Genomic DNA, 22,137 nt, shown 5'->3' with positions numbered 1-22,137 from the left:
GCGAGGCACCGTCGCGACCGCGGCACGGCACCTGCGCTGATCGAGGTGATGGGGTACCTCGCGGAGCGAAGTAGAGGAGGAGGATCGGGCTCGGACACGAGCCCGATCCGGGGGACATGAGCGGAGCGAGGTACCCCGTCGCCTCGATCCCGCACCGCCCCTGCAAGCGAGGTACCCCGTCGCCTCGATCCCGCACCAGCCCCTGCATGCGAGGTACCCCGTCGCCTCGATCAGCACCAGCACGGCAAGCGACCAGCGATACAATCGGCGGACGTCCAGCCATCCCTGCCCATCGCGCCAAGGTGCGAAACCGATGCAGCAATACCACGAACTCATGCGCGCGATCCTGGATCGCGGCAACCGCAAGTCCGACCGCACCGGCACCGGCACGCTCAGCCTGTTCGGCTGGCAAATGCGCTTCGACCTCGCCGACACGTTCCCGCTCGTGACGACCAAGAAGCTGCACCTGAAATCGATCATCCACGAACTCCTCTGGTTCCTGCAGGGCGACACCAACGTCGGCTACCTGCACCAGCACGGTGTGACGATCTGGGACGAGTGGGCCGATGCGAACGGAGACCTCGGGCCCGTGTACGGGAAGCAGTGGCGCAGCTGGTCGGCACCGGACGGCCGCACCATCGACCAGCTGACGCAGATCGTCCAGCAGATCCGCAGCAACCCCGACTCGCGCCGCCTGGTGGTGTCCGCCTGGAACGTCGGCGAGCTGGAGCGCATGGCGCTGCTGCCCTGCCATGCACTGTTCCAGTTCTACGTGGCCGACGGCAGGCTGTCCTGCCAGCTCTACCAGCGCAGCGCCGACGTGTTCCTGGGCGTACCGTTCAACATCGCCTCCTATGCGCTGCTGACCCTGATGGTCACGCAGGTGTGCGGGCTGAAACCGGGCGAATTCGTGCACACGCTCGGCGATGCCCACCTCTACCTGAACCACGTGGAGCAGGCGAACGAGCAGTTGCGGCGCTCGGTACGGCCGCTGCCGTCGATGCGGCTGAACCCGGCGGTGACCGATCTGTACGCGTTCCGCCACGATGATTTCACGCTCGAAGGCTACGACCCGTGGCCGGCGATCAAGGCACCGATCGCGGTGTGAACCGGTGACCGGCCTGCCCCCACCGTCCCTGATCGTCGCGATGGCGCGCAATCGCGTGATCGGCCGCGGCAATGCGATGCCGTGGCACCTGCCGTCCGAACTGCAGCGCTTCAAGCGCATCACGCTCGGCCACCATATCGTGATGGGGAGAAACACGTTCGAGTCGATCGGCCGCCTGCTGCCAGGGCGGACCTCGGTGATCGTCACCCGCAACCCGGCGTATGCCGTCGAGGGCGCGATCGTCGTCCATTCCCTGGATGAAGCGCTGCGCGCCTGCGCCGGCGACGAAGAGCCGTTCGTGATCGGCGGGGCCCAGTTGTTCGCGCAGGCGCTGCCGCTGGCACGACGCATCCACCTCACGACGATCGACGCGGAGATCGATGGCGACGTGCTGATGCCACCGTTCGACCGGGCAGCCTTCCGGGCGTCCGGCCAGGAGCGTGTCGAAGCCGGCCCGGGGCAGTCCCTCGCCTATGATTTCGAACGGCTCGACCGCATCGCAGACGCGCCAGTCGCCTGAGAACGGCGGCGAATCACTCCGGCAGGCCCTTGCGCGTCACCGACTGCAGTTCCCAGCGCAGCCAGTCGCCCTGCATGACCAGCGTGCCGCCGGCCTCGCCGCCGCCAGACATCAGGTCTTCGTTGAAACTGTCCTCCTGGGAACGGACGACCGCCCCGATCGACGGCGCGAACCAGTCCACTTCCTTGCGGATCGTCTCGGTCCGGTAGAAACGCTGGTCGCCGAGGAACACGTCGCGTACCACGCGCAGCGCACGGAATTCGCCAGCGGGGACCTTCACCGTCTCCCAGCCTGCGCTGTAACCGGTCACGATCACCCGGCGCGGCGGCGAACCGTCGGACTCGCGCGCCACCAGCGTCTGCCGGAAGCGTGCACCCGGACGAAGCGGGAACGGCAAAACCCGCATCGGCGGTTCGAACGCGACGCTGCTGCCGTCGGCGCGCTCCAGGCGGACGATGGCGCCGCGCGCATCGAGCACGCGGTTGACGAAGATCGTCTGGCTGGAACCGAACGCGTTCTCCGCAGGAATCTGGTAATCCATCCCCTCGATCCGTGATCCGGCGGGTCCGTATACCTGGCGCACGGTAGCGCGCGGTGCATCGTTGTAGGCGTTGAACGTGGCGTAGGTCAGTACGCTGCCGGACGGCAACGCGCCAGGTTCATGGACGATTTCCACGGCCGGCACCGACGGGTCGGTCGCGCAGCCGGCGGTGACGAGGACCAGCGCCGCGAACGCGGCGACTGAGAGACGGCGGATCTGCATGGCGGGACTCCCTCGGGTGGCGTGGCCGGGACGACCCGGACTTTGCGTAGCTTAAACCCGAGCGCCTGCGCCAACGCGTGGTCGAGGCCTAGCGCCGCACGCCAGGTGCATCGATGGCGAGGCCTTCCGCGCGCCATGCGAGGTACAAGGCTAGTTCGAGGTGCTCCACTGCACCATACGGAAACATCTCGGCGCGCACGCCCGACAGGCAACTGCGCAACCGCCGCTGCAGCGACCCGGCACCCTGCCACTCGAGTCGATAGACAGGATAGCCCGTACCGTGGCCCTGGCTGATGGTCTCGGGGCCAAGCTGGCGTCCCCAGTTCGAATCATGGCACTGGCTGCAGGACAGGTTCATCTGGCCGACTCGCCGGTGGTAGTGCTCGCGGCCACGCTCGAAGAACGGCCTTGCCGCACCATCGATCGCGGGCCGGATCGGCAGCCCCCTGGACTGAAAGGCAACGTAGGCCACCAGCGACAGCAGCGGCTCCGACTCCCAGTCGAGTGGCGAAGCCTGCTGGCGTTCGCTGCGGCACTGCCTGATCCGGCCTTCGAGGTCGACCAGTTGCCCATTGGCCTGGTCGACCTGCGGATAGCGGGTGGCAGCGCCGCGCATCGAACTGCCCTCACCATGGCAGCCCGCGCATGACCGCGCCTGCGGCCCTTCGGGCTGCAGCCACAGCTTCGCGCCCCGGGCGACCCAGAGCATGCCTGGATTCTCGAACTCGTCGGCCTGCATTGCCTGCAGCGCCTTCGGCGCGAACGCGCTGCCCTGCTGCAGCGGCAGTGGACGATCCGGCAGGGGCGGATGACCACCGCTACCCGGCTCGCGGGGCGTGCACCCGGCGCAGGCGAACACCAGGCCGATCAGCCAGGGTGCCAGGGTAGTTGCACGCATCGTCCGGCCTGGGCCCGCCAGGTCAGCCGCGTACCGTGACCGGTATGCGCTCGCTGCCCGTGACGCCCGCATCATCGACCCAGGATAGTTCGAGTACGCCGCTCGCTTGCGCGGTGATCCAGAACTGCAGATACGGGTTGGCCGCGATGCCGGACCCGAGCTCGGCGCGGTAGACCTCGACACCGTCGTAGCGCGCAACCAGAGTGTGGATCACGTTCCTCGGGATCGTGCGGCCCGAATTGTCGAAGCGGAAGCCAGTCTCCATCGCGTGCTGGATCGCGATCCGCACATCGAACGGTTCACCGCGCTTGACAACTTCGGGGATGCGTACGCGCGCCACCATCTCAGGATCCGTCGAGACAGGCAGATTCGGTGACGACCACGTCGGCCTGGCCCGACCACCAGGTGCCATCGGACATCTCTGCCAACGCAACGATGCGCTGCGTACCGTTCAGGCGCACGCGGGTAGCCAGTTCGGCACGACCAGCCTGCGGGCCCAGCCACACTTTCAGGATCACCGGCCTCGGATTTCGATCCGACAGCAGCGTGATACTGCGTACGTGATCATCCTGGCGCATCGAGCTCTGCACGACGATGCGTACCGGTACCGCATGACCATTGTCGGCAAGCGCCGGCACATCGACCGTTACGCGTGCGGCGCGCACCGATGCACCACCGGTCTCCTTCGGCACCAGCAGTGCATAGCCACTGCCCAGCGGTGGTGGGGCCGTCGGCATCTGCGCCTGCGCGTCCGGCAGAAGCAGCGGCAGCAGCGCACTGCCGCCAGCCAGCGCCAGGAACGACCGGCGGCCATGACCGTTCATTTCAGCGTCTGCAGCCATGCGACGACATCCTCGATCTGTTGCGCATCCAGCAAGGGCCTGCCGCGCCAGGGGCCGGCGACCTGACGCAGTCCGTCGACCACGAAATAGGAAGGCATGATGGTATGCGGGTTGACGAGTGACGGGTTGACCATGCGCTGACGGAGCTGGCCAGCGCTCAGCCGCGCGCCGACGCGATCAAGCGGCGGTGCGAGGTTCCCGACCGGCCGCCCCGCATCGGCAACCGGATGGCAGAGCAGGCAGTTCCCGTCCCGCCCGAATGCGATCATCTGCCCACGCGCCGGATCGCCACTGCCGGATACCAGCGGCTGCTCGATACTATCGGCAGACTTCAGACCGGCGGCAGCCACTACCGACACAAGCAGGATGCCCGACAGGCAGCCGGCGACGCGCGCAATCGGCGGGGCGCAGGCTGCCACGGACTGTCCTTGTTCGCGCCGCGGTCAGATGAAGGTGAAGCCCTCGTTCTTCAGCGGCAGGTTACGCACCGGCCGGCCGATGGCGGCGGCAATCGCGTTCACCACCGCCGGAGCAGACACGCAGATCGTCGGCTCGCCTACCCCGCCCCAGAAATCCCAGGTCGGTGCGATCACCGTCTCGACCATTGGCATTTCTGCGAGCTTCATGATCCGGTACCGGTCGAAGTTGGTCTCGACGATGCGGCCCTTGTCGACCGTACATTCGCCGAAGAACGCGGCGGTGAGGCCGTAGGCGACCGAGCCCTCGACCTGTGCGGCGATCTGGTCCGGATTGACCTGATGCCCGCAATCAGTGCCGAGCACAAGACGATGCACCTTCACCTGCCGCTTCGCATTCACGCTGACTTCCGCGACGGCGGCCGAATAGCTGGCGTAGCCCATGAACTGGGCAATGCCGCGGAACACGCCTTTCGGCAGCGGCTTTCCCCAGCCCGCCCGCTCGGCGACCGCATTCAGCACGCCCAGGTGCTTCGGATGGCTGGCCATCAGCGCACGGCGGAACTCGAGCGGGTCGCGGCCTGCGAGTCTCGCCACCTCATCCATGAAGCACTCGAGGTAGACGCCGTTCTGCGTGGTGTTGACGCCGCGCCACGGCCCCGGCGGCACGTGCGTGTTGCGCATCGCGTACTCGATGCGCATGTTGGGCACCGTGTATCCGATCTGCGCATCGCCAGGCTCTTTCCAGAACCCCTGCAACTGGCGCACGTCCTTGCCGTCCTTGATCGCCGCAGGATTCAGCGCGGCATTGATCGACTGGCCAGACACCCGGATGTGCAGCCCCGTGAGGTTGCCCTTCGCGTCGAGGCCTGCCGCCAGCCGGCATTGTGAGATCGGCCGGTAGAAGTCGTGCGACTGGTCTTCCTCGCGGCTCCAGATCATCTTGACTGGCACGCCGGGGAATTGCCTTCCGATCGACACCGATTGGCGGATGAAGTCGGGCACCGTCACCCGGCGGCCGAAGCCGCCACCAAGGTCGTGGTTATACACCTCGCACTGGGCGAGCGGCAGGCCCGAGGTCTCGGCCAGCGCGGCCAGTGCGGATTCCTGGTTCTGAGTGGCCACCCAGATCTCGCCGCGATCGGCGGTGATACGCGCGGTGCAGACCATCGGTTCCATCGTCGCATGCGCGAGGAACGGTGTCGTGTAGACCGCCTCGATCTTGCGCGGGGCGGCGGCAATCGCCTTTGGTGCATCGCCGTAATCGGAATCAGCGAACGCGTCGCCCGAGGTCAGCCCGGTACGGAGGTGCGCGGCGATGCTGGCGCTGTTCACCTTCGCATTCGGACCTTCGTCCCAGACGATCGGCAATGCATCGAGCGCGGTCTTCGCGCGCCACCAGGTATCGGCGACCACGGCCACCGTGGTGTCGTTGACCCGTACCACGCCCTTTACGCCGGGCATGCCCGTGACCTTGGCCTGGTCGAACGAGACCAGCCTGCCGCCGAACACCGGGCACTGCTTCACCGCGGCATTGAGCATGCCGGGCAGCTTGACGTCGATCGAGTACACCTTGCTGCCGTCGACCTTCGGTGCGGTGTCGAGCCGCCGCATCGGCTTGCCGGCGATCTTCCAGGCGCGCGGATCCTTCAGCTTGATCGACTTGGCATCCGGCGGGGTGAGCTTCGCAGCCGCCGTGGCGACCTGGCCGTAGCGTACGGTGCGGCTGCTCGCGGCATGGCTGATCACGCCGTTGGCCACAGTCAGTTCGCCCACCGGCACCTGCCAGCCATCGGCCGCTGCCTGCATCAGCATCATCCGGGCGGCTGCGCCGCCGCGGCGGACGTAGTCATGCGAGCCGCGGATGCCGCGGCTGCCACCGGTCGACATGTCGCCCCAGACGCGCTTGCGTGCCAGGTTACGGCCGGCGGTGACTGCCTCGAGCGTCACCTTGCTCCAGTCGCATTCGAGTTCCTCGCAGACCAGCTGCGCCAGCCCGGTGTGCGTGCCCTGCCACATCTAGGAGCGCACGACGCGGACCACCGTGGTGTCGTCGGGGCGCACGACGACCCAGGCGTTGATCTCGGGCGTGCCAGTGGCATCGACCATCTGCGCCACGGCATCGCGTGCGCCACCGGCAATGCTGATGCCCAGCGCGAGGCCGCCACCGGCCATTGCACTGCCGACAATGAAGTGGCGGCGGCCAAGGCTGGCCGCGCTGTCGATGCCGGCATTGCCAACCTGCGCCGACCCCTTGGAAATCTTCGTGGTCATGGTGTCTGTCTCCGTGTGCGCTGGTTCAGGCGTCGCTGGCCGGGCTGCGGTCGGTGCCGTTGGCGGCAAGCGTCGCGCTGGCGCCGGTCTCGCCGACCACATGGAAGACAGACCCGTTGCCGCTGCCCTTGGCGGTGCCGGCGGCCTTGTGGATCGCCGCACGGATGCGCTGGTAGGTGCCGCAGCGGCAGATGTTGGTCATCGCGTCGTCGATGTCCTTGTCGGTGGGCTTCGGCTTCGCGCGCAACAGCGCGACTGCCGCCATGATCTGGCCCGACTGGCAGTACCCGCACTGCGGTACGTCGAACTCGGCCCATGCCTTCTGCACCGGGTGGCTGGCATCCGCGGACAGCCCCTCGATCGTGGTGATCCGCTTGCCGGCCACCGCCGACACTGGCATTACGCACGACCGGATCAGCTGCCCATCGATGTGCACACTGCATGCGCCGCACTGGGCGACGCCGCAGCCGTACTTGGTGCCGGTCAGCCCGACCTGCTCCCGCAGCACCCACAACAGGGGCGTACCGGGTTCGGCATCGACCGTGACGGCCTTGCCATTGACGTTCAGTGACAGCATCGACTCCTCCTGGGGGTGTACACAGCGGTGCGTCGTTCTTGGGTCGACTTGCCGCCAAGTCGTGCGAAGCGTAAGTCGCGGGTGGCAGTCGGGTCAAGCTTCGGACAGTTTCCGTCAGCTTCGGGCATGAGCCCGCCGGGAACGCGTCGTAGATGAGTCATGCAGCCGACGGTCGTATCTCGATTCACTACGAAAGGAGATTCACGAACGCTTCGGACCCACCGTCGGCCGAGCGCGGCAGGTGGTCGACCCTCACCACCGCAAGCTCGAGCCCCTGGCCGAGGCGCTCGCGAACGACGGCGGCGAGGCTTGCCTGGTCGGCGGCGCCGAGCGGCTGGTCGGCGACCAGCCGCAACTCGACGCGGTCTAGCGCGGTCTGTACGAACTGGTGCTGGCGGATACCGGGCACGACGTCGAGCGAAATCAGTTCGCATCCGGGCCAGCGGCGGCTGCCGTCGGGCATCGATATCAGGTTGCGCCCGCGGCCGACGATCCGGTCCAGGACGGCGAGCCCGCGCCCGCAGTCGCACGCGGCACCCGCGATCGCGTAGTCGCCGGTGTCGTAGCGCACGAAGGGCATGGCGAAATTGTGCAGCGAGGTGACCACCACCCGTCCCGCCCGACCTCGCGGCACCGGCTGCCCACCCTCGTCGAGCAGTTCCAGCAGCACACCCTCTTCCTGCACATGGTAGTGCTCGTGCCTGGGGCATTGCAGGGCGAGGTAGCCAAGTTCGCGCGTCGAGTACGAGTCGACCAGCGGCCGCCCGAAGGCGGCGCGGCACGCGGCCCGCTGTTCCGGCGTGACCCGCTCGGACACCGTGCGGATGTCGCGCAGGCGCGGCAGCTTCAAGCCATGCCCGCTGAACCAGCCCGCAAGCGCATAGAGATTTCCGGGATGCGTGATCAGGCTGTGCGGATTCTGCTCGACCAGCCACGCGACCTGCTCGACGATATCGTGCTCGACGGGCAAACCGACGGCGGGTCCGGTGCTGCATAGCGCCGAGGCAGCCCGGTCCCAGTCAGGCGCTTCAGCGCGCCCCCCCGGGGTCGAGCGGATCATGGCGAGCTTGCCGGTCAGGTCTCGCCGGTGCCAGAGGTGGTCGCGCAGAGAGAATGCCCGCCACATGAACTGGGTCAGCCCGGTCGTGCGGAAGTGCAGCGGCGCACCGGTGGTGCCCGCGGTGAGAGAGGTCTGCACGGCACCGTGCGCCTGCGGCACCGTCTTGCTGAATGCCGCCTCGCCCGCGCCGCGGATCATCTCGCGCGTGACCACCGGCAGCGCAGAGAAACGTTTCGGCGTCAGCGTATCGACCGCAGGATCGAATCCGAGCCGTTCCCGGCCGAGCCCGGCCCAGAGGTCCGCGTAGAAGGGCACGTGCGCCGCCGCATGCCGCAGCAGCGCGCGAACCTGCACCATCTGCAGCGAGCGCAGCCTGGCTGGTGCGAACCGTTCGCTGCGCTCCATCTGCCAGAGCATCGCGAGCAGCGCTTCGCCGGCCTGGTCAGGGAACGCCGGCCAGGCGATCCCTTCGATGGCCGAGCGTACCGGCAGCCCGGCGGCTTCTGGCATCCGAGCAGCGCTGCTACTTCGACGGCTTCACGCAGTCGACGTAGTAGCGCGTCGCGCCACCGCTCACCTTCTCGGACACGAGGCCATGGATGTCGGTCTCGAAGCCGGGGAACAGGTGGTTGAAATCGCGCGCGAACCGCAGGTAGCGGACGATGGTCGAATTGAATCGCTCGCCCGGGATCAGCAGCGGGATACCTGGGGGATATGGCGTGACGAGCATCGCGGTCACCCTGCCCTCGAGATCGTCGATCGGGACACGGTCGATCTCGCGGTGCGCCATGCGGGCGAACGCCTCCGAGGGCTTCATCGCCGGCTCCATGTTCGACAGGTACATCTCGGTCGTCAGCCGCGCGATGTCGTGTTCCTTGTACTTCGCGTGGATCTGCGCGCACAGGTCGCGCAGGCCGACCCGCTCGTAGCTGGGGTTGCGCGAGACGAACTCGGGCAGCACCCGCCACAGCGGCTGGTTCGAATCGCAATCGTCCTTGAACTGCTGCAGTTCGGTCACCAGCGTGTTCCAGCGGCCCTTGGTGATGCCGATGGTGAACATGATGAAGAACGAGTAGAGGCCGGTCTTCTCGACGATGATGCCGTGCTCGGCGAGGTACTTCGTGACCACGTTCGCCGGGATGCCCCAATCGGAGAAGTCGCCATCGACGTCGAGGCCCGGCGTGATCACGGTGGCCTTGATCGGGTCGAGCATGTTGAAACCCGGCGCGAGGTCGCCGAAGCCATGCCAGCGCTCGCCGGACTTCAGGATCCAGTCTTCGCGATCGCCGATGCCCTCCGGGGCCAGGTGGTCCGGACCCCAGACCTTGAACCACCAGTCGTCCTCGACGCCCTTCGCCCGGCCACCGCGCCCGGCGCGGCCGTCGACCGCATCGCTGCCCTCCGGGTTGCCGAACTCGTCGCCCACCTTGCGCATGGCGCGCCGGAACTCGATCGCTTCGCGGATCGACTCCTCGACCAGCGCATTGCCCTGCGGCGGCTCCATCATCGCCGCGGCCACGTCGCAGGACGCGATGATCGCGTACTGCGGGCTGGTCGAGGTATGCATCAGGAACGCCTCGTTGAACACGTCGCGGTCGAGCTTTCGCTTCTGCGAATCCTGGGCGAGGATCTGCGAAGCCTGCGACAGCCCGGCCAGCAGCTTGTGCGTGGACTGCGTCGAGAACACCATCGACTCCTTGCAGCGCGGACGGTCGGCGCCGATCGCGTGGTAGTCGCCGTAGAAGTCGTGGAAGGCCGCGTGCGGCAGCCAGGCCTCGTCGAAATGCAGCGTGTCGAGGTGGCCGTCGAGCATCTCCTTGATGGTCTCGACGTTGTAGCTGATGCCATCGTAGGTCGACTGGGTGATGGTCAGGATGCGCGGCTTCTTGTTCTTGCCGCGCACGAACGGGTTCGCCTCGATCTTGCGCCGTATGTTCTCGATGCGGAATTCTTCCAGCGGAATCGGGCCGATGATGCCGTAGTGGTTGCGCGTCGGCGTCAGGAACACCGGCACAGCGCCGGTCATGGTGATCGCGTGCAGGATCGACTTGTGGCAGTTGCGGTCGACCACCACCACGTCGCCCGGGGCGACCGTCGAATGCCAGACGATCTTGTTCGAGGTCGAGGTCCCGTTGGTGACGAAGAACAGGTGGTCGGCGTTGAAGATGCGCGCGGCGTTGCGCTCGCTCGCCGCGACCGGCCCGGTGTGGTCGAGCAGCTGGCCGAGCTCGTCGACCGAGTTGCAGACGTCGGCACGCAGCAGGTTCTCGCCGAAGAACTGATGGAACATCTGCCCGACCGGGCTCTTCAGGAAGGCGACGCCCCCCGAGTGGCCGGGACAGTGCCAGGAGTACGAACCGTCGGCCGCGTAATGGGTGAGCGCGCGGAAGAACGGCGGCGCCAGCCCGTCGAGGTAGGCCTTGGCCTCACGGATGATGTGGCGCGCGACGAACTCCGGGGTGTCCTCGAACATGTGGATGAAGCCGTGCAGCTCGCGCAGCACGTCGTTCGGGATGTGCTGCGAGGTGCGCGTCTCGCCGTACAGGTAGATCGGGATGTCCGCGTTGCGGAAGCGGATTTCCTTGATGAACTGGCGCAGGTTGAGCACCGCAGGGTCCAGTTCCGGCCCGGGCGTGAACTCTTCGTCGTCGATCGACAGGATGAATGCCGACGCACGCGACTGCTGCTGCGCGAACGACGACAGGTCGCCGTAGCTGGTGACACCGAGGATCTCGACGCCCTCGTCCTCGATCGCCTTGGCGAGCGCGCGGATGCCCAGACCCGAGGTGTTCTCGGAGCGGTAGTCCTCGTCGATGATGACGACGGGAAAGCGGAATTTCATCGGTTCACCTTTCGCCGTCGCAGCGTTGCCGTGCGACGGCCGCTAGATCTTGGGTAACGTGACGCCGACCTGGCCCTGGTACTTGCCGCCACGGTCCTTGTAGGAAGTCTCGCACACGTCGTCCGCGTCCGACTCGAAGAAGATCATCTGCGCAACGCCTTCGTTGGCGTAGATCTTCGCCGGCAACGGCGTGGTGTTGGAGAACTCGAGCGTCACGTAGCCTTCCCACTCGGGCTCGAGCGGGGTGACATTGACGATGATCCCGCAGCGGGCATAGGTCGACTTGCCGAGGCAGACGGTCAGCACGTTGCGAGGGATGCGGAAATACTCGACCGTGCGCGCGAGCGCGAACGAGTTCGGCGGGATGATGCAGACGTCCGACTTCAGGTCGACGAAGGAATTCGCGTCGAAGTTCTTCGGATCGACGATGGTCGAGTTCAGGTTGGTGAACAGCTTGAACTCGTCCGAACAACGCACATCGTAGCCATAGCTGGAGGTGCCGTAGGACACGATGCGGCGGCCGTCGACCTCCTTCACCTGGCCGGCCTCGAAGGGTTCGATCATGCCGTGGCCGGCGGCCATGTTCCGGATCCAGCGGTCGGACTTTATGCTCATGCGGGCGGGCTCGTTGTCATCGGCCGATGGTACCAAGGGTGCCGCTGGATGCGGTGCCTTCCAGCAGTCGCCCCGACGTTCAGGTGTTCTTCTGGATCACGATCTTCGGGAACGCCGCGCTGTGGTCCTGCTGCAGGTCGGCGATCTTCAGGGCCACCTTGCGCGCGATGTCGCGGTAGATACCCGCGATCCGTCCCTCCGGATCGGCCACCACGGTGGGCCGCCCGGAGCCGGACTCTTCGCGGATACGGATATCCAGCGGCAGCGAGCCGAGCAGGTCGACCGAATAGTCGCTGCCCATGCGCGCACCGCCGCCCGCGCCGAAGATGTGCTCTTCATGGCCGCAGTTCGAACAGACATGCGTACTCATGTTCTCGACGATGCCCAGGATCGGGATGTTCACCTTCTGGAACATCTTCAACCCCTTGCGTGCGTCCAGGAGCGCGATGTCCTGCGGCGTGGTGACGATCACCGCGCCAGTCACCGGTACCTGCTGGGCTAGCGTCAACTGGATGTCGCCAGTGCCCGGCGGCAGGTCTACAACGAGGTAATCGAGGTCTCGCCACTTCGTTTCGGTGAGCAGCTGCTGCAGCGCCTGGGTGACCATCGGGCCGCGCCAGACCATCGGCGTCTCGGCATCTATCAGGAAACCGATCGACATCGCCTGCAGCCCGTGGCGCTCCATCGGCTCGATCGACTTGCCGTCCTTCGACTCGGGCTTGCCATCGATGCCGAGCATCGTCGGCTGCGATGGACCGTAGATGTCCGCATCGAGCATGCCGACAGTCGCACCCTCGGCAGCCAGTGCCAGCGCCAGGTTGACGGCGGTAGTCGACTTGCCGACGCCGCCCTTGCCGGACGCCACCGCGATGATGTTCTTGACGCCGGGAATCAGCTTGACGCCGCGCTGTGCGGCATGCGCGACGATCCGGCTGCCGACCGTGACCTCGACCCTGCCCGCCCCCGGCAGGGCTGCCAGGCACCCGGCAACCTGTGCGCGGACCGATTCCCAGACCCCCTTGCCCGGATAGCCCAGCGCAATCTCGACGGCGATGTCGGCGCCGGTCACCTTCACCGACTTCACGGCCTTTGCGGACACGTAATCCTTGCCGCTGACCGGATCGGTCAATCCGGCGAGTGCGGACCTGACTTCCTGCTCGTTCAATGCCATCGGAGGCTCCAGCACGCCGTGCGTGCCCAAACGCGGGGACGCAGAGTTTACGGCTTTCCGCTCTGCTAGACTTCGCTGCATGTCCCGTCGACGAATCCTGGTCACCTCCGCGCTGCCCTATGCCAATGGCAGCATCCATCTGGGCCACCTGGTCGAATACATCCAGACCGACATCTGGGTGCGTTTCCAGCGCATGCAGGGTCACGAGATCCACTACGTCGGCGCCGACGACACCCACGGCACGCCGATCATGCTGCGCGCCGAGAGCGAAGGCATCACCCCGGAGGCGCTGATCGAGCGCGTCTGGCACGAACACAAGCGCGACTTCGACGCCTTCGGGATCGGTTTCGACAACTACTACACGACGAACTCGCCCGAAAACCGCGCCTACTGCGAGGAGATCTACGGTTCGCTGCAGGCGGCAGGCCTGATCGCCCGGCGGCCAGTCGAGCAGTTCTTCGACCCGGTGCGCGAGCTGTTCCTGCCCGACCGCTACATCAAGGGCGAGTGCCCGAAGTGCGCGGCGAAAGACCAGTACGGGGACTCCTGCGAGGCTTGCGGCGCTACCTATTCGCCCACCGACCTGGTGAACCCGTATTCGACCGTGTCGGGTGCCACGCCGGTGCGGCGCGAATCAGAGCACTTCTTCTTCCGGTTGTCCGACCCGCGCTGCGAAGCCTTCCTTCGCAGCTACACCCAGCAGGCCGGCCACCTGCAGCCGGAGGCGGCGAACAAGATGCTGGAGTGGCTGGGTGAGCCCGGCGAGTCGAAGCTGGCCGACTGGGACATCTCCCGCGATGCGCCCTACTTCGGCTTCCCGATACCGGGCACCCTGGGCGCCAAGTTTTTCTATGTCTGGCTTGACGCGCCGGTCGGCTATTTCGGCAGTTTCGCCAACCATGTCGACAAGTGGCCGGCTGGTGGTACCCCTATCGACCGCGACCATTTCCTGAAGCCGGGCCACGACACCGAGCTGATCCACTTCATCGGCAAGGACATCCTCTACTTCCACGCCCTGTTCTGGCCGGCGATGCTCGAACACGCCGGCTACCGTACTCCCACGCAGGTATTCGCCCACGGCTTCCTCACCGTCAACGGCGAGAAGATGTCGAAGTCGCGCGGCACCTTCATCACCGCCGCGAGCTATATCGAGCAGGGCCTGAACCCGGAATGGCTGCGCTACTACTACGCGGCCAAGCTGAACGCGACGATGGAAGACATCGACCTGAACCTGGCCGACTTCTGCGCACGGGTGAACAGCGATCTCGTCGGCAAGTACGTGAACATCGCCAGCCGCTGCGCCGGCTTCATCGGCAAGCGCTTCGACGGGCGCATCGGCACGATGTCGCATGTCGCGCCGGGCGCACCGCCTTCGCTGCTAGATGACATGCGTGCGGCCCGGACCACGATCGCGTCGCTCTACGACGCGCGCGAGTACGGCAAGGCGATGCGCGAGGTGATGGCGCTGGCCGACCGGGCCAACCAGTACGTCGATCACGAAAAGCCGTGGGAACTCGCGAAGCAGCCTGGCCAGGAAGCGCGGCTGCATGAAGTCTGCAGCACCGCGCTCAACCTGTTCCGCCTGCTGACTCTTTACCTGAAGCCGGTGCTGCCGAAGCTCGCGCACGAGGTCGAGGCATTCCTGTGCATCCCACCGCTGGTGTGGGGCGACGCCACGAGCATCCTCGCGCCAGGGCACGTGATCCATCCGTACAAGCACCTGATGCAGCGGGTCGACGTAAAGCAGACCGAGGCACTCGTGGCCGCCAACCGCGAGACAATGCCCGGTGCCGCGGCCAAGGTGGCCTCGGCAGTCGCGGATGCTGCCACTGCGGCGACGACCGCGGCGGCAAAAGCGCCTGCGGCGCAGGGCGGGGCCGCCATGCCCGCCAAGGCGCTCCCCTCGGCGGCGGCCGCCCCGGGCACCCTCACGATCGACGAGTTCGCACGCGTCGACCTGCGGATCGCGCGCATCGCGAATGCCGAGCAGGTCGACGGCGCCGACAAGCTGGTGAAGATCACCCTCGATCTCGGCGGTGCGCAGCGTACCGTGTTTGCCGGCATCAAGTCGGCCTACGCGCCGGAGTCGCTGGTCGGCCGACTCACCGTGATGGTGGCCAACCTCGCGCCACGCAAGATGAAGTTCGGCGTGTCCGAGGGCATGATCCTCGCCGCCAGCGGCGAAGGACCTGGCATCTTCCTGCTCTCCCCCGACGACGGCGCGCTGCCCGGCATGAAGGTCAAGTAGCGGCCATGGCTGCCTGGACCCGGTTCCGTCCGCGGCTGCTGGACAGCTTCGACGGATACGACGGGCCGCGCTTCGGGACCGACCTGGTCGCTGGCGTGACCGTCGGGGTGCTGGCTCTGCCGCTGGCAATGGCCTTCGCGATCGCCAGCGGCATGAGCCCGGCGGCGGGTATCGTCACCGCGATCGTTGCCGGCCTGGTCATCTCGGTGCTGGGCGGATCGCGGGTGCAGATCGGCGGCCCCACTGGCGCGTTCATCGTGATCGTCTACGGCATCGTTGTCCAGTACGGGGCGGCCAACCTGCTCATCTGCACGATGATGGCCGGCGCCATGCTGCTGGCCATGGGCCTGGCCAGGCTGGGCACCTGGATCCGCTTCATACCGATCTCGGTGATCAGCGGCTTCACCAAGGGCATCGCGGTGCTGATCCTGCTGTCGCAGGTGAAGGAGTTTCTCGGCCTGGAGATCGAGGCGCTGCCCGCCGAATTCTTCGGCAAGGTAGAGGCGCTGTGGGCCGGGCTGCCGACGACCAACCCGCAGAGCGTCGCGCTGGGCATCGCCTGCGTGCTGCTGATCGTGCTCTGGCCCGGGCGCTGGCGCAGCGTGCCCAGCCCGGTGGTCGCGCTGGTCGCAGGCACGGTGGCGGCCGCCACACTGGGCCTGGATGTCGAGACCATCGGCTCGCGCTTCGGCGGCATCCCGTCCGGCCTGCCAGCCTTCGCGCTGCCTTCGGTCTCGTTCGCCGAGCTGGGCCCGCTGTTCGCCCCGGCGTTCGCCATAGCCCTGCTCGGCGCAATCGAATCGCTGCTCTCGGCAACCGTGGCCGACAACATGATCGACGACCGGCACGACCCGAACCAGGAACTGGTCGCGCAGGGGCTCGCGAACATGGCCGCGCCACTGTTCGGCGGTTTCTGCGCGACCGGTGCCATCGCGCGCACCAGCACCAACGTGCGCATGGGCGGGCGCACGCCAGTAGCCGGCATCGTGCATGCGCTCACCCTGCTAGCGGTGGTGCTGGTGGCGGCACCCGCTGCCCGGTACATCCCGCTCACCGTCCTGTCGGCGATCCTGATCGTGGTTGCCTGGAACATGGGCGAATGGGGCGAGTTCCGGGAACTGCGGCGCTACCGCTTCAATTATCAGGCGGTGCTGCTCGCGACGTTCGCACTGACGGTCATCTTCGACCTGACCGTCGCGGTGCAGGCGGGGCTGGTGCTGGCGGCGATCTTCTTCATCACGCGCATGTCGGGGCTGACCCGGGTGCGCGAACTCGCGCTGCCGGACGGGCTGGCGGCGGCAGGCACCGATGCGGCGGCCGACACGCGCCCGGTACGCATCTTCGAAGTCTTCGGATCGCTGTTCTTCGGCGCGGCAAACAAGATCGAGCCGCTGCTGACGCTGGCCGAACCCGCGCATCCGGCGCGGGTGGTGGTGCTCGACATGCAGAAGCTGATCAATGTCGACACGACCGGCCTGGACATGCTCGCCACGCTGCAGCGCAAGCTGGCGCGCAGCGGCAAGCAGTTGTTCATCGCGGGCGCCAATGCCCAGCCGCTCTCGCTGTTCTCCCGCTCGGGTTTCCTGGACGTCCTGGGTCGGGACAACCTGTGCTCGACGGTGGACGAGGCGCTCGCCCGGGTCGGGTACGCGCAAGACCGCCAGGCCTGAGCCCGCCGGTCGACGGGCATTGCGCTCAGGCCTGCCGCTCCTCCAGCGCGGCCACGATCTGCGCCGCCCAGTCTTCGCTCGACTGCAGATTCCGGCCGGTCACCAGATAGCCATCCCGCACCGCATTCGAGGTGAACTTCGGAGCCAAGACCACTTCGGCACCGAGCTCGCGCAGGCGCTGTTCCAGGTGGAACGAAACGACGTCCGCCAGACCGACCGCGGCCTCCTCCTCGGTGCGATGGACGGATCGTCTCTGCATCATGCGGCAATCATGCCTGCGTGACTGCGTGCTCGAGACAACAGGGCAGCGGCAGCCAGCGGGCCCATCACTCGAAGCAGCTGCGCATCCAGGACAGGTAGCCGGCTGCACCGGGCGAACCTTCGGCCGGGGCGAACGACGGCAGTTCGGCCGGCGTGCGATCGACGAACGGCCCGGCCTTGGCCTCGAATGCGATGGTGCCGGGTTCGAGCGCGACGAGGGAATGGATGACCCCGTGCGGGATGTCGATGCCGACGGTATCGCCACCGGCCGCGATCACACGACGGTCGGTCACCGCACCCTGTTCGTCGAACAGCAGCACGCCGATCGACCCGCGCAGCACGAACAGTGTCTCGTCCTTCGTCGGGTCGAGGTGGCGATGCGGCGGCACGTAGGAGTCGGGCTCGATCGCGTTGAGCAGCCGGTTGCTCGGGTAGTCATTGACCGGATGGAAGTTCAGGTTCCTGCGCCGACGCACCGACGCGCGCGCCTGCGCCGACAGGGCATCGAACATCGGTGCGTCGATCCAGCGCGCGCTCACGACAGACCAGCCATCAGTAGACGATCTCCACCGCCTCAGGCTTCAGCCACTCGCCCAGCTTGCCGACCAGTTCGTCGTGCAGGTTCACGTTCCAGCGCTCGCCGAGCGTGATCGGAACGGTCGCGCGGCCATTGTCGTAGAGTATCTGAACCGGGCAGGGCCCCTCGCGATGCGGGCCAAGCAGGTCCTGCAGACGGCGGATGTTCGCCTCGGTCGTCGCCGCCGCGAGCTGGCCGTTGCAGTGCAGCCGCAGCCCGCGCGCAAAGCGGTTGCGCGCGGCGGTCAGGTCGTACACCTTGTCGGCGGAGATCCGGCGAAAGGTCTCGCCGGCTTCGCCGTCGGCACCGCCGCGCCGGATGTCGCGCACCTTCACCTCGAGCACCAGCACCGCATCCTCCACGATCGCCTTTCGGTGCTGGTCGTACAGTTCGCCGTAGAGCGTGACCTCGACGGCCGCCGTGCCGTCGGACAGCGTGACCACGATCAGGCGGTTCGAACTCTGTGTCTTGAGCTGGCGCACGGATTCCACCACCCCGGCGATCACCTGGCCAGACTGGCCGAAACCGCCGCCACCGTACTCGCCGCCTCCGCCTCCACCGGACGACGGCGCCAGCGTGGCGAGCGTCGAACGCACGAAGCGGCAGATCTCGTCGCGGTAGGCCGAGTACGGGTGGCCGGAGAAGTAGAAACCGAGCGCCGCCTTCTCTTCGCGCAACTGCATCCGGCGATCCCACGGCGCAGGTTCGGGCAGCGCGACCTGCGGACGCGCCTCGGTCTCGCTGGCGCCGAACAGGGACACCTGCTGCGCGTTGCGCTCGCGCTGCTCGGCCGCGGCGATCGCGATGCCGACCCACGACAGCTGCCGCGCGCGATGGTCGTCGAGCCCGTCGAACGCGCCGGAGCGCACCAGCGCCTCGATCACCCGCCGGTTGACCAGCCGCTTGTCGACGCGCGCACAGAGGTCGAACACGTCGCGGAACGGACCTGCCTTCGCACGCGCGGCCGCGATCGCATCGATCGCCGACTCGCCGGTGCCCTTGATCGCGCCCAGCCCGAAGCGGATGGTCTGCCGGTCGATCGGCACGAAGCGGTACTCGCCGCTGTTCACGTCGGGCGGCAGCACCGAGAGCCCGTTGTCCTTCGCGTCCTCGCACAGCGCACGTACCTTGTCGGCATCGTCCATCACCGCCGAGAGGTTGGCTGCGAAGAACGCCGCAGCGTGGTGTACCTTGAACCACGCGGTCTGGTAGGCCACCAGCGCATAGGCGGCGGCATGCGACTTGTTGAACCCGTAGCCGGCGAACTTCTCCATCAGGTCGAACATCTCGTTCGCCCGGTCGCCGTCGATGCCGGATTTCGCTGCGCCTTCGGCGAAGATCTGGCGGTGCTGCGCCATCTCCTCGGCCTTCTTCTTGCCCATCGCCCGGCGCAGCAGGTCGGCGCCACCGAGCGAGTATCCGCCCACCCGCTGCGCCATCTGCATCACCTGCTCCTGGTAGACCATGATGCCGTAGGTCTCGGACAGGACTTCCTCGACGCGCGGGTCGGGGTAAGACACTTCATGCCGGCCGTGCTTGCGGTCGCAGAACTCCGGGATCAGGTCCATCGGGCCCGGCCGGTACAGCGCCACCAGCGCGATGATGTCTTCGAAGCGGTCCGGACGCGCGAGCTTGAGCAGGTCGCGCATGCCGCGCGATTCGAACTGGAACACCGCCGTCGTGTTCGCGCGCGCGAACAACCGGTACGACTCGGGATCGTCGAGCGGCAGCTGGTCCAGGCGCACGTCGGCATCCGGGTCGATGCGCGCGATGAACTTGAGGGTCCAGTCGAGGATGGTCAGCGTGGTCAGCCCGAGGAAATCGAACTTGACCAGCCCGACCGCCTCGACGTCGTCCTTGTCGAACTGGCTGACCGCCGCCTCGGTGCCGGCCGCCATGTACAACGGGCAGAAATCGGTCAGCTTGCCGGGGGCGATCAGTACGCCGCCGGCGTGCATGCCGACGTTTCGCACGACGCCCTCCAGGCGCTCGCCGAGCGCAAGCAGTTCGGCCACTTCCTCCTCGGCCTGTTCGCGTGCCTCGATCTGCGGCTCGACTTCGCGCGCGTAGATCACGCCGGAGTCGCCCTCGCCTTCGCGCCGGCGCAGCGTCACCAGCTTGCCCGGCTGGAACGGGATAAGCTTGGCGATCGCATCGCAGAACAGGAACGGCAGATCGAGCGCCCGTCCCGCGTCGCGTACCACCGCACGTGCGGCCATCGTGCCGAACGTGACGATCTGCGACACGCTCTGCGCGCCGTACTTCTGGCGCACGTAGCTGATGACCCTGTCGCGGCCCTCCTGGCAGAAGTCGATGTCGAAGTCGGGCATCGATACCCGCTCCGGGTTCAGGAAGCGTTCGAACAGCAGGTTGTAGCGCAGCGGATCGAGGTCTGTGATGCACAGCGAATACGCGACCAGCGACCCGGCCCCCGAACCCCGGCCCGGGCCGACCGGCACCCGGTTCTGCTTCGCCCAGTTGATGAAGTCGGCGACGATCAGGAAATAGCCGGGGAAACCCATCTTGACGATGGTGGCGATCTCGAACGAGAGCCGCTCGCGATAGCGCGGCATCTCGCGCTCGCGCGCTTCGGCATCCGGGTAGAGCAGCTGCATGCGCGTTTCGAGCCCGCGTTCGGCTTCCATGCGCAGGAACTCGTCGAGGCTCACCCCGTCGGGCGTCGGAAATCGCGGCAGGTGCGTCTTGCCCAGCGTGAGCTCGAGGTTGCAGCGCTTAGCCACCTCGACCGTGTTGTCCAGCGCCGAAGGCAGGTCGGCGAAGCGCCGGGCCATCTCCTCGGCAGGCAGCAGGTACTGGTCGGCGGTGAAATCCTTCGGCCGCCGCTGGTCGCCGAGCGAATAGCCCTCCGCGATGCAGACCCGGGCTTCATGTGCCTTGAAGTCGTCCGGATCGAGGAACTGGACCGGATGGGTCGCCACCACCGGCAGGCCGAGCCGCGCCGCCAGCGAGGCGGCTGCGCGCAGCTGCGGCTCATCGTCCGCATGGCCGGCACGCTGCAACTCGAGGTAGAAACGGCCGGGGAACCGGGCCGCCCACTCGTTGGCCAGCGACTCGGCCAGCGCCACGTTGCCGCCGAGCAGTGCCGCACCGATCTCACCCTTGCGTGCACCGGAGAACGCGATCAGGCCGTCGGCACCCTCGCCATCCAGCCATTCGCGACGCAGCTCAGGCCGGCCGCGATGCTGGTTCTCGCGATAGGCGCGGGTGACCAGTTCGCACAGCCGCCGGTACCCGGCTGGCGACTGGCAGAGCAGCAGCATGCGCATCGCCCGGTCGCGGTCTGCTTCCTGGGTGACTACCATGTCCACCCCGGCGATCGGTTTCACGCCGAGCGACATCGCCGCGCGGTAGAACTTGATCAGGCCGAACAGATTCGCCGAATCGGTGATCGCCAGCGCCGGCATGCCCAGTGCCTTCGCGCGTTCGAGCACCGCATCTGGCTGCAGCAGGCCGTCGCTGACCGAATACTCGCTGTGCAGGCGCAGATGGACAAAGGCAGGCTGGGGCATTCGGGGCAGGCGTCGCGTGATGGCCGATCATTTTACGCGCGACCGGCAGACGATTGAAAATCCCCCGTAACCGGCCCAGACTCTGCCGACAGGCTGTTACCGTCCATGGCGGCACCGTACCGTACCGGCCGGGCGTTCAATACTGCGGCAACATCCCCGGCATCCGCCAGCATGCACCAGGAAGAGAGCGATTCCATGTCCACCGACTTGCCGTCATCCAGGCGCCACCTGCGCCCGCTCGCCACCAGCGCGATCGCCTGCACCCTGCTGGCCGCGGCGGTAGCGCACGCCCAGCCGATCTTCAAGTCGGTCGATTCGACCGGGCGTGTGACCTATTCGCAGGAACCGATTCCGGGGGCGGTCTCGGTCGACAAGGTCGACGTCACGCCGAAGGTCGTGGTCGACCGGCCCGCAGGTGCTGGCAGTGCCGCCGCGCCGAATGCGGCGGCCGAGGCGAAGCGGGCCGAGACCGCTCGCCAGAACGAGGAGTTCCGGCAGCGCCAGCAGGCCCGGGAAGCCCAGCGCCAGCAGGCGAGGGATGCGGTCAATGCCGCCGAGCGCGACCTCGACGCCGCACAGAAGGCCCTGGTCGCGGGCCAGGAGACCGACCAGCCCGGCGACCGGCAGGGCATCGGCGGCGTACGCAGCCGCCCGACCGACCAGTACCTCGAACGGGTGCAGCGCCTGGAGGCCGCCGTCGAGGCTGCGAAGAAGCGGCTGGCAGAAGCGCAGAACCGGCTGCGCGAGGTCCAGTAGCGGGTCGCG

The 22,137-nt window shown here is 67.2% G+C and carries 18 protein-coding genes and 1 pseudogene; 5 read left to right on the top strand and 14 right to left on the bottom strand.

Translation table 11 applies throughout. The features are described 5' to 3' along the window. Positions 1-313 precede the first annotated feature (313 nt). Both ING98_12240 and ING98_12235 read left to right on the top strand, forming a co-directional pair. The gene (locus ING98_12240) at positions 314-1,108 is read left to right on the top strand and encodes a thymidylate synthase (protein ID MCA3102637.1); all 795 of its coding nucleotides are present in this window, start codon (positions 314-316) and stop codon (positions 1,106-1,108) included. Next, entirely contained in the window at positions 1,047-1,628 is a 582-nt protein-coding gene (locus ING98_12235) for a dihydrofolate reductase (GenBank protein MCA3102636.1), read from the top strand. The genes ING98_12240 and ING98_12235 overlap by 62 nt, the downstream gene beginning before the upstream one ends. Positions 1,629-1,641: 13 nt before the next feature. Here ING98_12235 and ING98_12230 read toward each other — a convergent pair whose 3' ends face one another. From ING98_12230 to apbC, 11 genes and pseudogenes are all read right to left on the bottom strand, one after another. Continuing rightward, the gene (locus ING98_12230; GenBank protein ID MCA3102635.1) at positions 1,642-2,391 is read right to left on the bottom strand and encodes a hypothetical protein; all 750 of its coding nucleotides are present in this window, start codon (positions 2,389-2,391) and stop codon (positions 1,642-1,644) included. Between the two features lie 88 nt (positions 2,392-2,479). Next, positions 2,480-3,289: a sulfur oxidation c-type cytochrome SoxA gene (gene soxA / locus ING98_12225; GenBank protein ID MCA3102634.1), complete on the bottom strand. Its 810-nt coding sequence runs from the start codon at positions 3,287-3,289 to the stop codon at positions 2,480-2,482. 22 nt (positions 3,290-3,311) lie between these two features. Further along, positions 3,312-3,632: a thiosulfate oxidation carrier complex protein SoxZ gene (gene soxZ, locus ING98_12220; GenBank protein ID MCA3102633.1), complete on the bottom strand. Its 321-nt coding sequence runs from the start codon at positions 3,630-3,632 to the stop codon at positions 3,312-3,314. Between the two features lies 1 nt (position 3,633). Then, positions 3,634-4,131 (bottom strand): sulfur oxidation protein SoxY, encoded by a 498-nt coding sequence (locus ING98_12215; protein MCA3102632.1) that lies wholly within the window; start codon positions 4,129-4,131, stop codon positions 3,634-3,636. Beyond that, positions 4,110-4,481, bottom strand: coding sequence for a sulfur oxidation c-type cytochrome SoxX (gene soxX / locus ING98_12210; GenBank protein ID MCA3102631.1), 372 nt, complete (start codon positions 4,479-4,481; stop codon positions 4,110-4,112). Before soxX ends, ING98_12215 begins: the two co-directional genes overlap by 22 nt. Before the next feature lie 93 nt (positions 4,482-4,574). Then, a pseudogene (locus tag ING98_12205) lies at positions 4,575-6,821 on the bottom strand (xanthine dehydrogenase family protein molybdopterin-binding subunit). Positions 6,822-6,846: 25 nt separating this feature from the next. Further along, a complete protein-coding gene (locus tag ING98_12200; protein ID MCA3102630.1) occupies positions 6,847-7,398 on the bottom strand; it encodes a (2Fe-2S)-binding protein in 552 nt (183 codons plus the stop codon). A gap of 187 nt (positions 7,399-7,585) precedes the next feature. Beyond that, positions 7,586-8,968 carry a phenylacetate--CoA ligase family protein gene (locus ING98_12195; GenBank protein MCA3102629.1) on the bottom strand — a complete coding sequence of 461 codons (1,383 nt, stop codon included), beginning with the start codon at positions 8,966-8,968 and terminating at the stop codon, positions 7,586-7,588. A gap of 13 nt (positions 8,969-8,981) precedes the next feature. Continuing rightward, positions 8,982-11,300 (bottom strand): arginine/lysine/ornithine decarboxylase, encoded by a 2,319-nt coding sequence (locus ING98_12190; GenBank protein MCA3102628.1) that lies wholly within the window; start codon positions 11,298-11,300, stop codon positions 8,982-8,984. A gap of 42 nt (positions 11,301-11,342) precedes the next feature. After that, positions 11,343-11,915, bottom strand: coding sequence for a dCTP deaminase (locus ING98_12185; protein MCA3102627.1), 573 nt, complete (start codon positions 11,913-11,915; stop codon positions 11,343-11,345). A gap of 79 nt (positions 11,916-11,994) precedes the next feature. After that, positions 11,995-13,086 (bottom strand): iron-sulfur cluster carrier protein ApbC, encoded by a 1,092-nt coding sequence (gene apbC / locus ING98_12180; protein ID MCA3102626.1) that lies wholly within the window; start codon positions 13,084-13,086, stop codon positions 11,995-11,997. A gap of 79 nt (positions 13,087-13,165) precedes the next feature. Between apbC and metG the strand changes: the two genes are divergently transcribed. Both metG and ING98_12170 read left to right on the top strand, forming a co-directional pair. Then, positions 13,166-15,334 (top strand): methionine--tRNA ligase, encoded by a 2,169-nt coding sequence (gene metG, locus ING98_12175; GenBank protein MCA3102625.1) that lies wholly within the window; start codon positions 13,166-13,168, stop codon positions 15,332-15,334. Positions 15,335-15,339: 5 nt separating this feature from the next. Continuing rightward, positions 15,340-17,004 (top strand): STAS domain-containing protein, encoded by a 1,665-nt coding sequence (locus ING98_12170; GenBank protein ID MCA3102624.1) that lies wholly within the window; start codon positions 15,340-15,342, stop codon positions 17,002-17,004. A gap of 25 nt (positions 17,005-17,029) precedes the next feature. Here the strand turns inward: ING98_12170 and ING98_12165 are convergent, their stop codons facing one another. The 3 genes from ING98_12165 to dnaE form a co-directional block, all read right to left on the bottom strand. Further along, entirely contained in the window at positions 17,030-17,263 is a 234-nt protein-coding gene (locus ING98_12165; GenBank protein MCA3102623.1) for a hypothetical protein, read from the bottom strand. A 67-nt stretch (positions 17,264-17,330) separates the two neighbouring features. Continuing rightward, on the bottom strand, positions 17,331-17,777 hold the full coding sequence (locus tag ING98_12160; GenBank protein MCA3102622.1) for a WbuC family cupin fold metalloprotein: 447 nt from the start codon (positions 17,775-17,777) through the stop codon (positions 17,331-17,333). A 40-nt stretch (positions 17,778-17,817) separates the two neighbouring features. Continuing rightward, positions 17,818-21,372, bottom strand: coding sequence for a DNA polymerase III subunit alpha (gene dnaE, locus ING98_12155; protein ID MCA3102621.1), 3,555 nt, complete (start codon positions 21,370-21,372; stop codon positions 17,818-17,820). A gap of 195 nt (positions 21,373-21,567) precedes the next feature. Here dnaE and ING98_12150 point away from each other — a divergent pair, with 195 nt between their 5' ends. After that, complete coding sequence (locus ING98_12150; GenBank protein ID MCA3102620.1) at positions 21,568-22,128, top strand: DUF4124 domain-containing protein; 561 nt, start codon at positions 21,568-21,570, stop codon at positions 22,126-22,128. Positions 22,129-22,137: the final 9 nt, after the last annotated feature.

Source organism: Rhodocyclaceae bacterium (assembly GCA_020248265.1).
In the GTDB taxonomy this organism is placed as follows: Bacteria; Pseudomonadota; Gammaproteobacteria; order Burkholderiales; family CAIKXV01; genus CAIKXV01.
The sequence above is the reverse complement of the archived record's forward strand: the minus strand, read 5'-3'. Positions and strand labels throughout refer to the sequence as shown.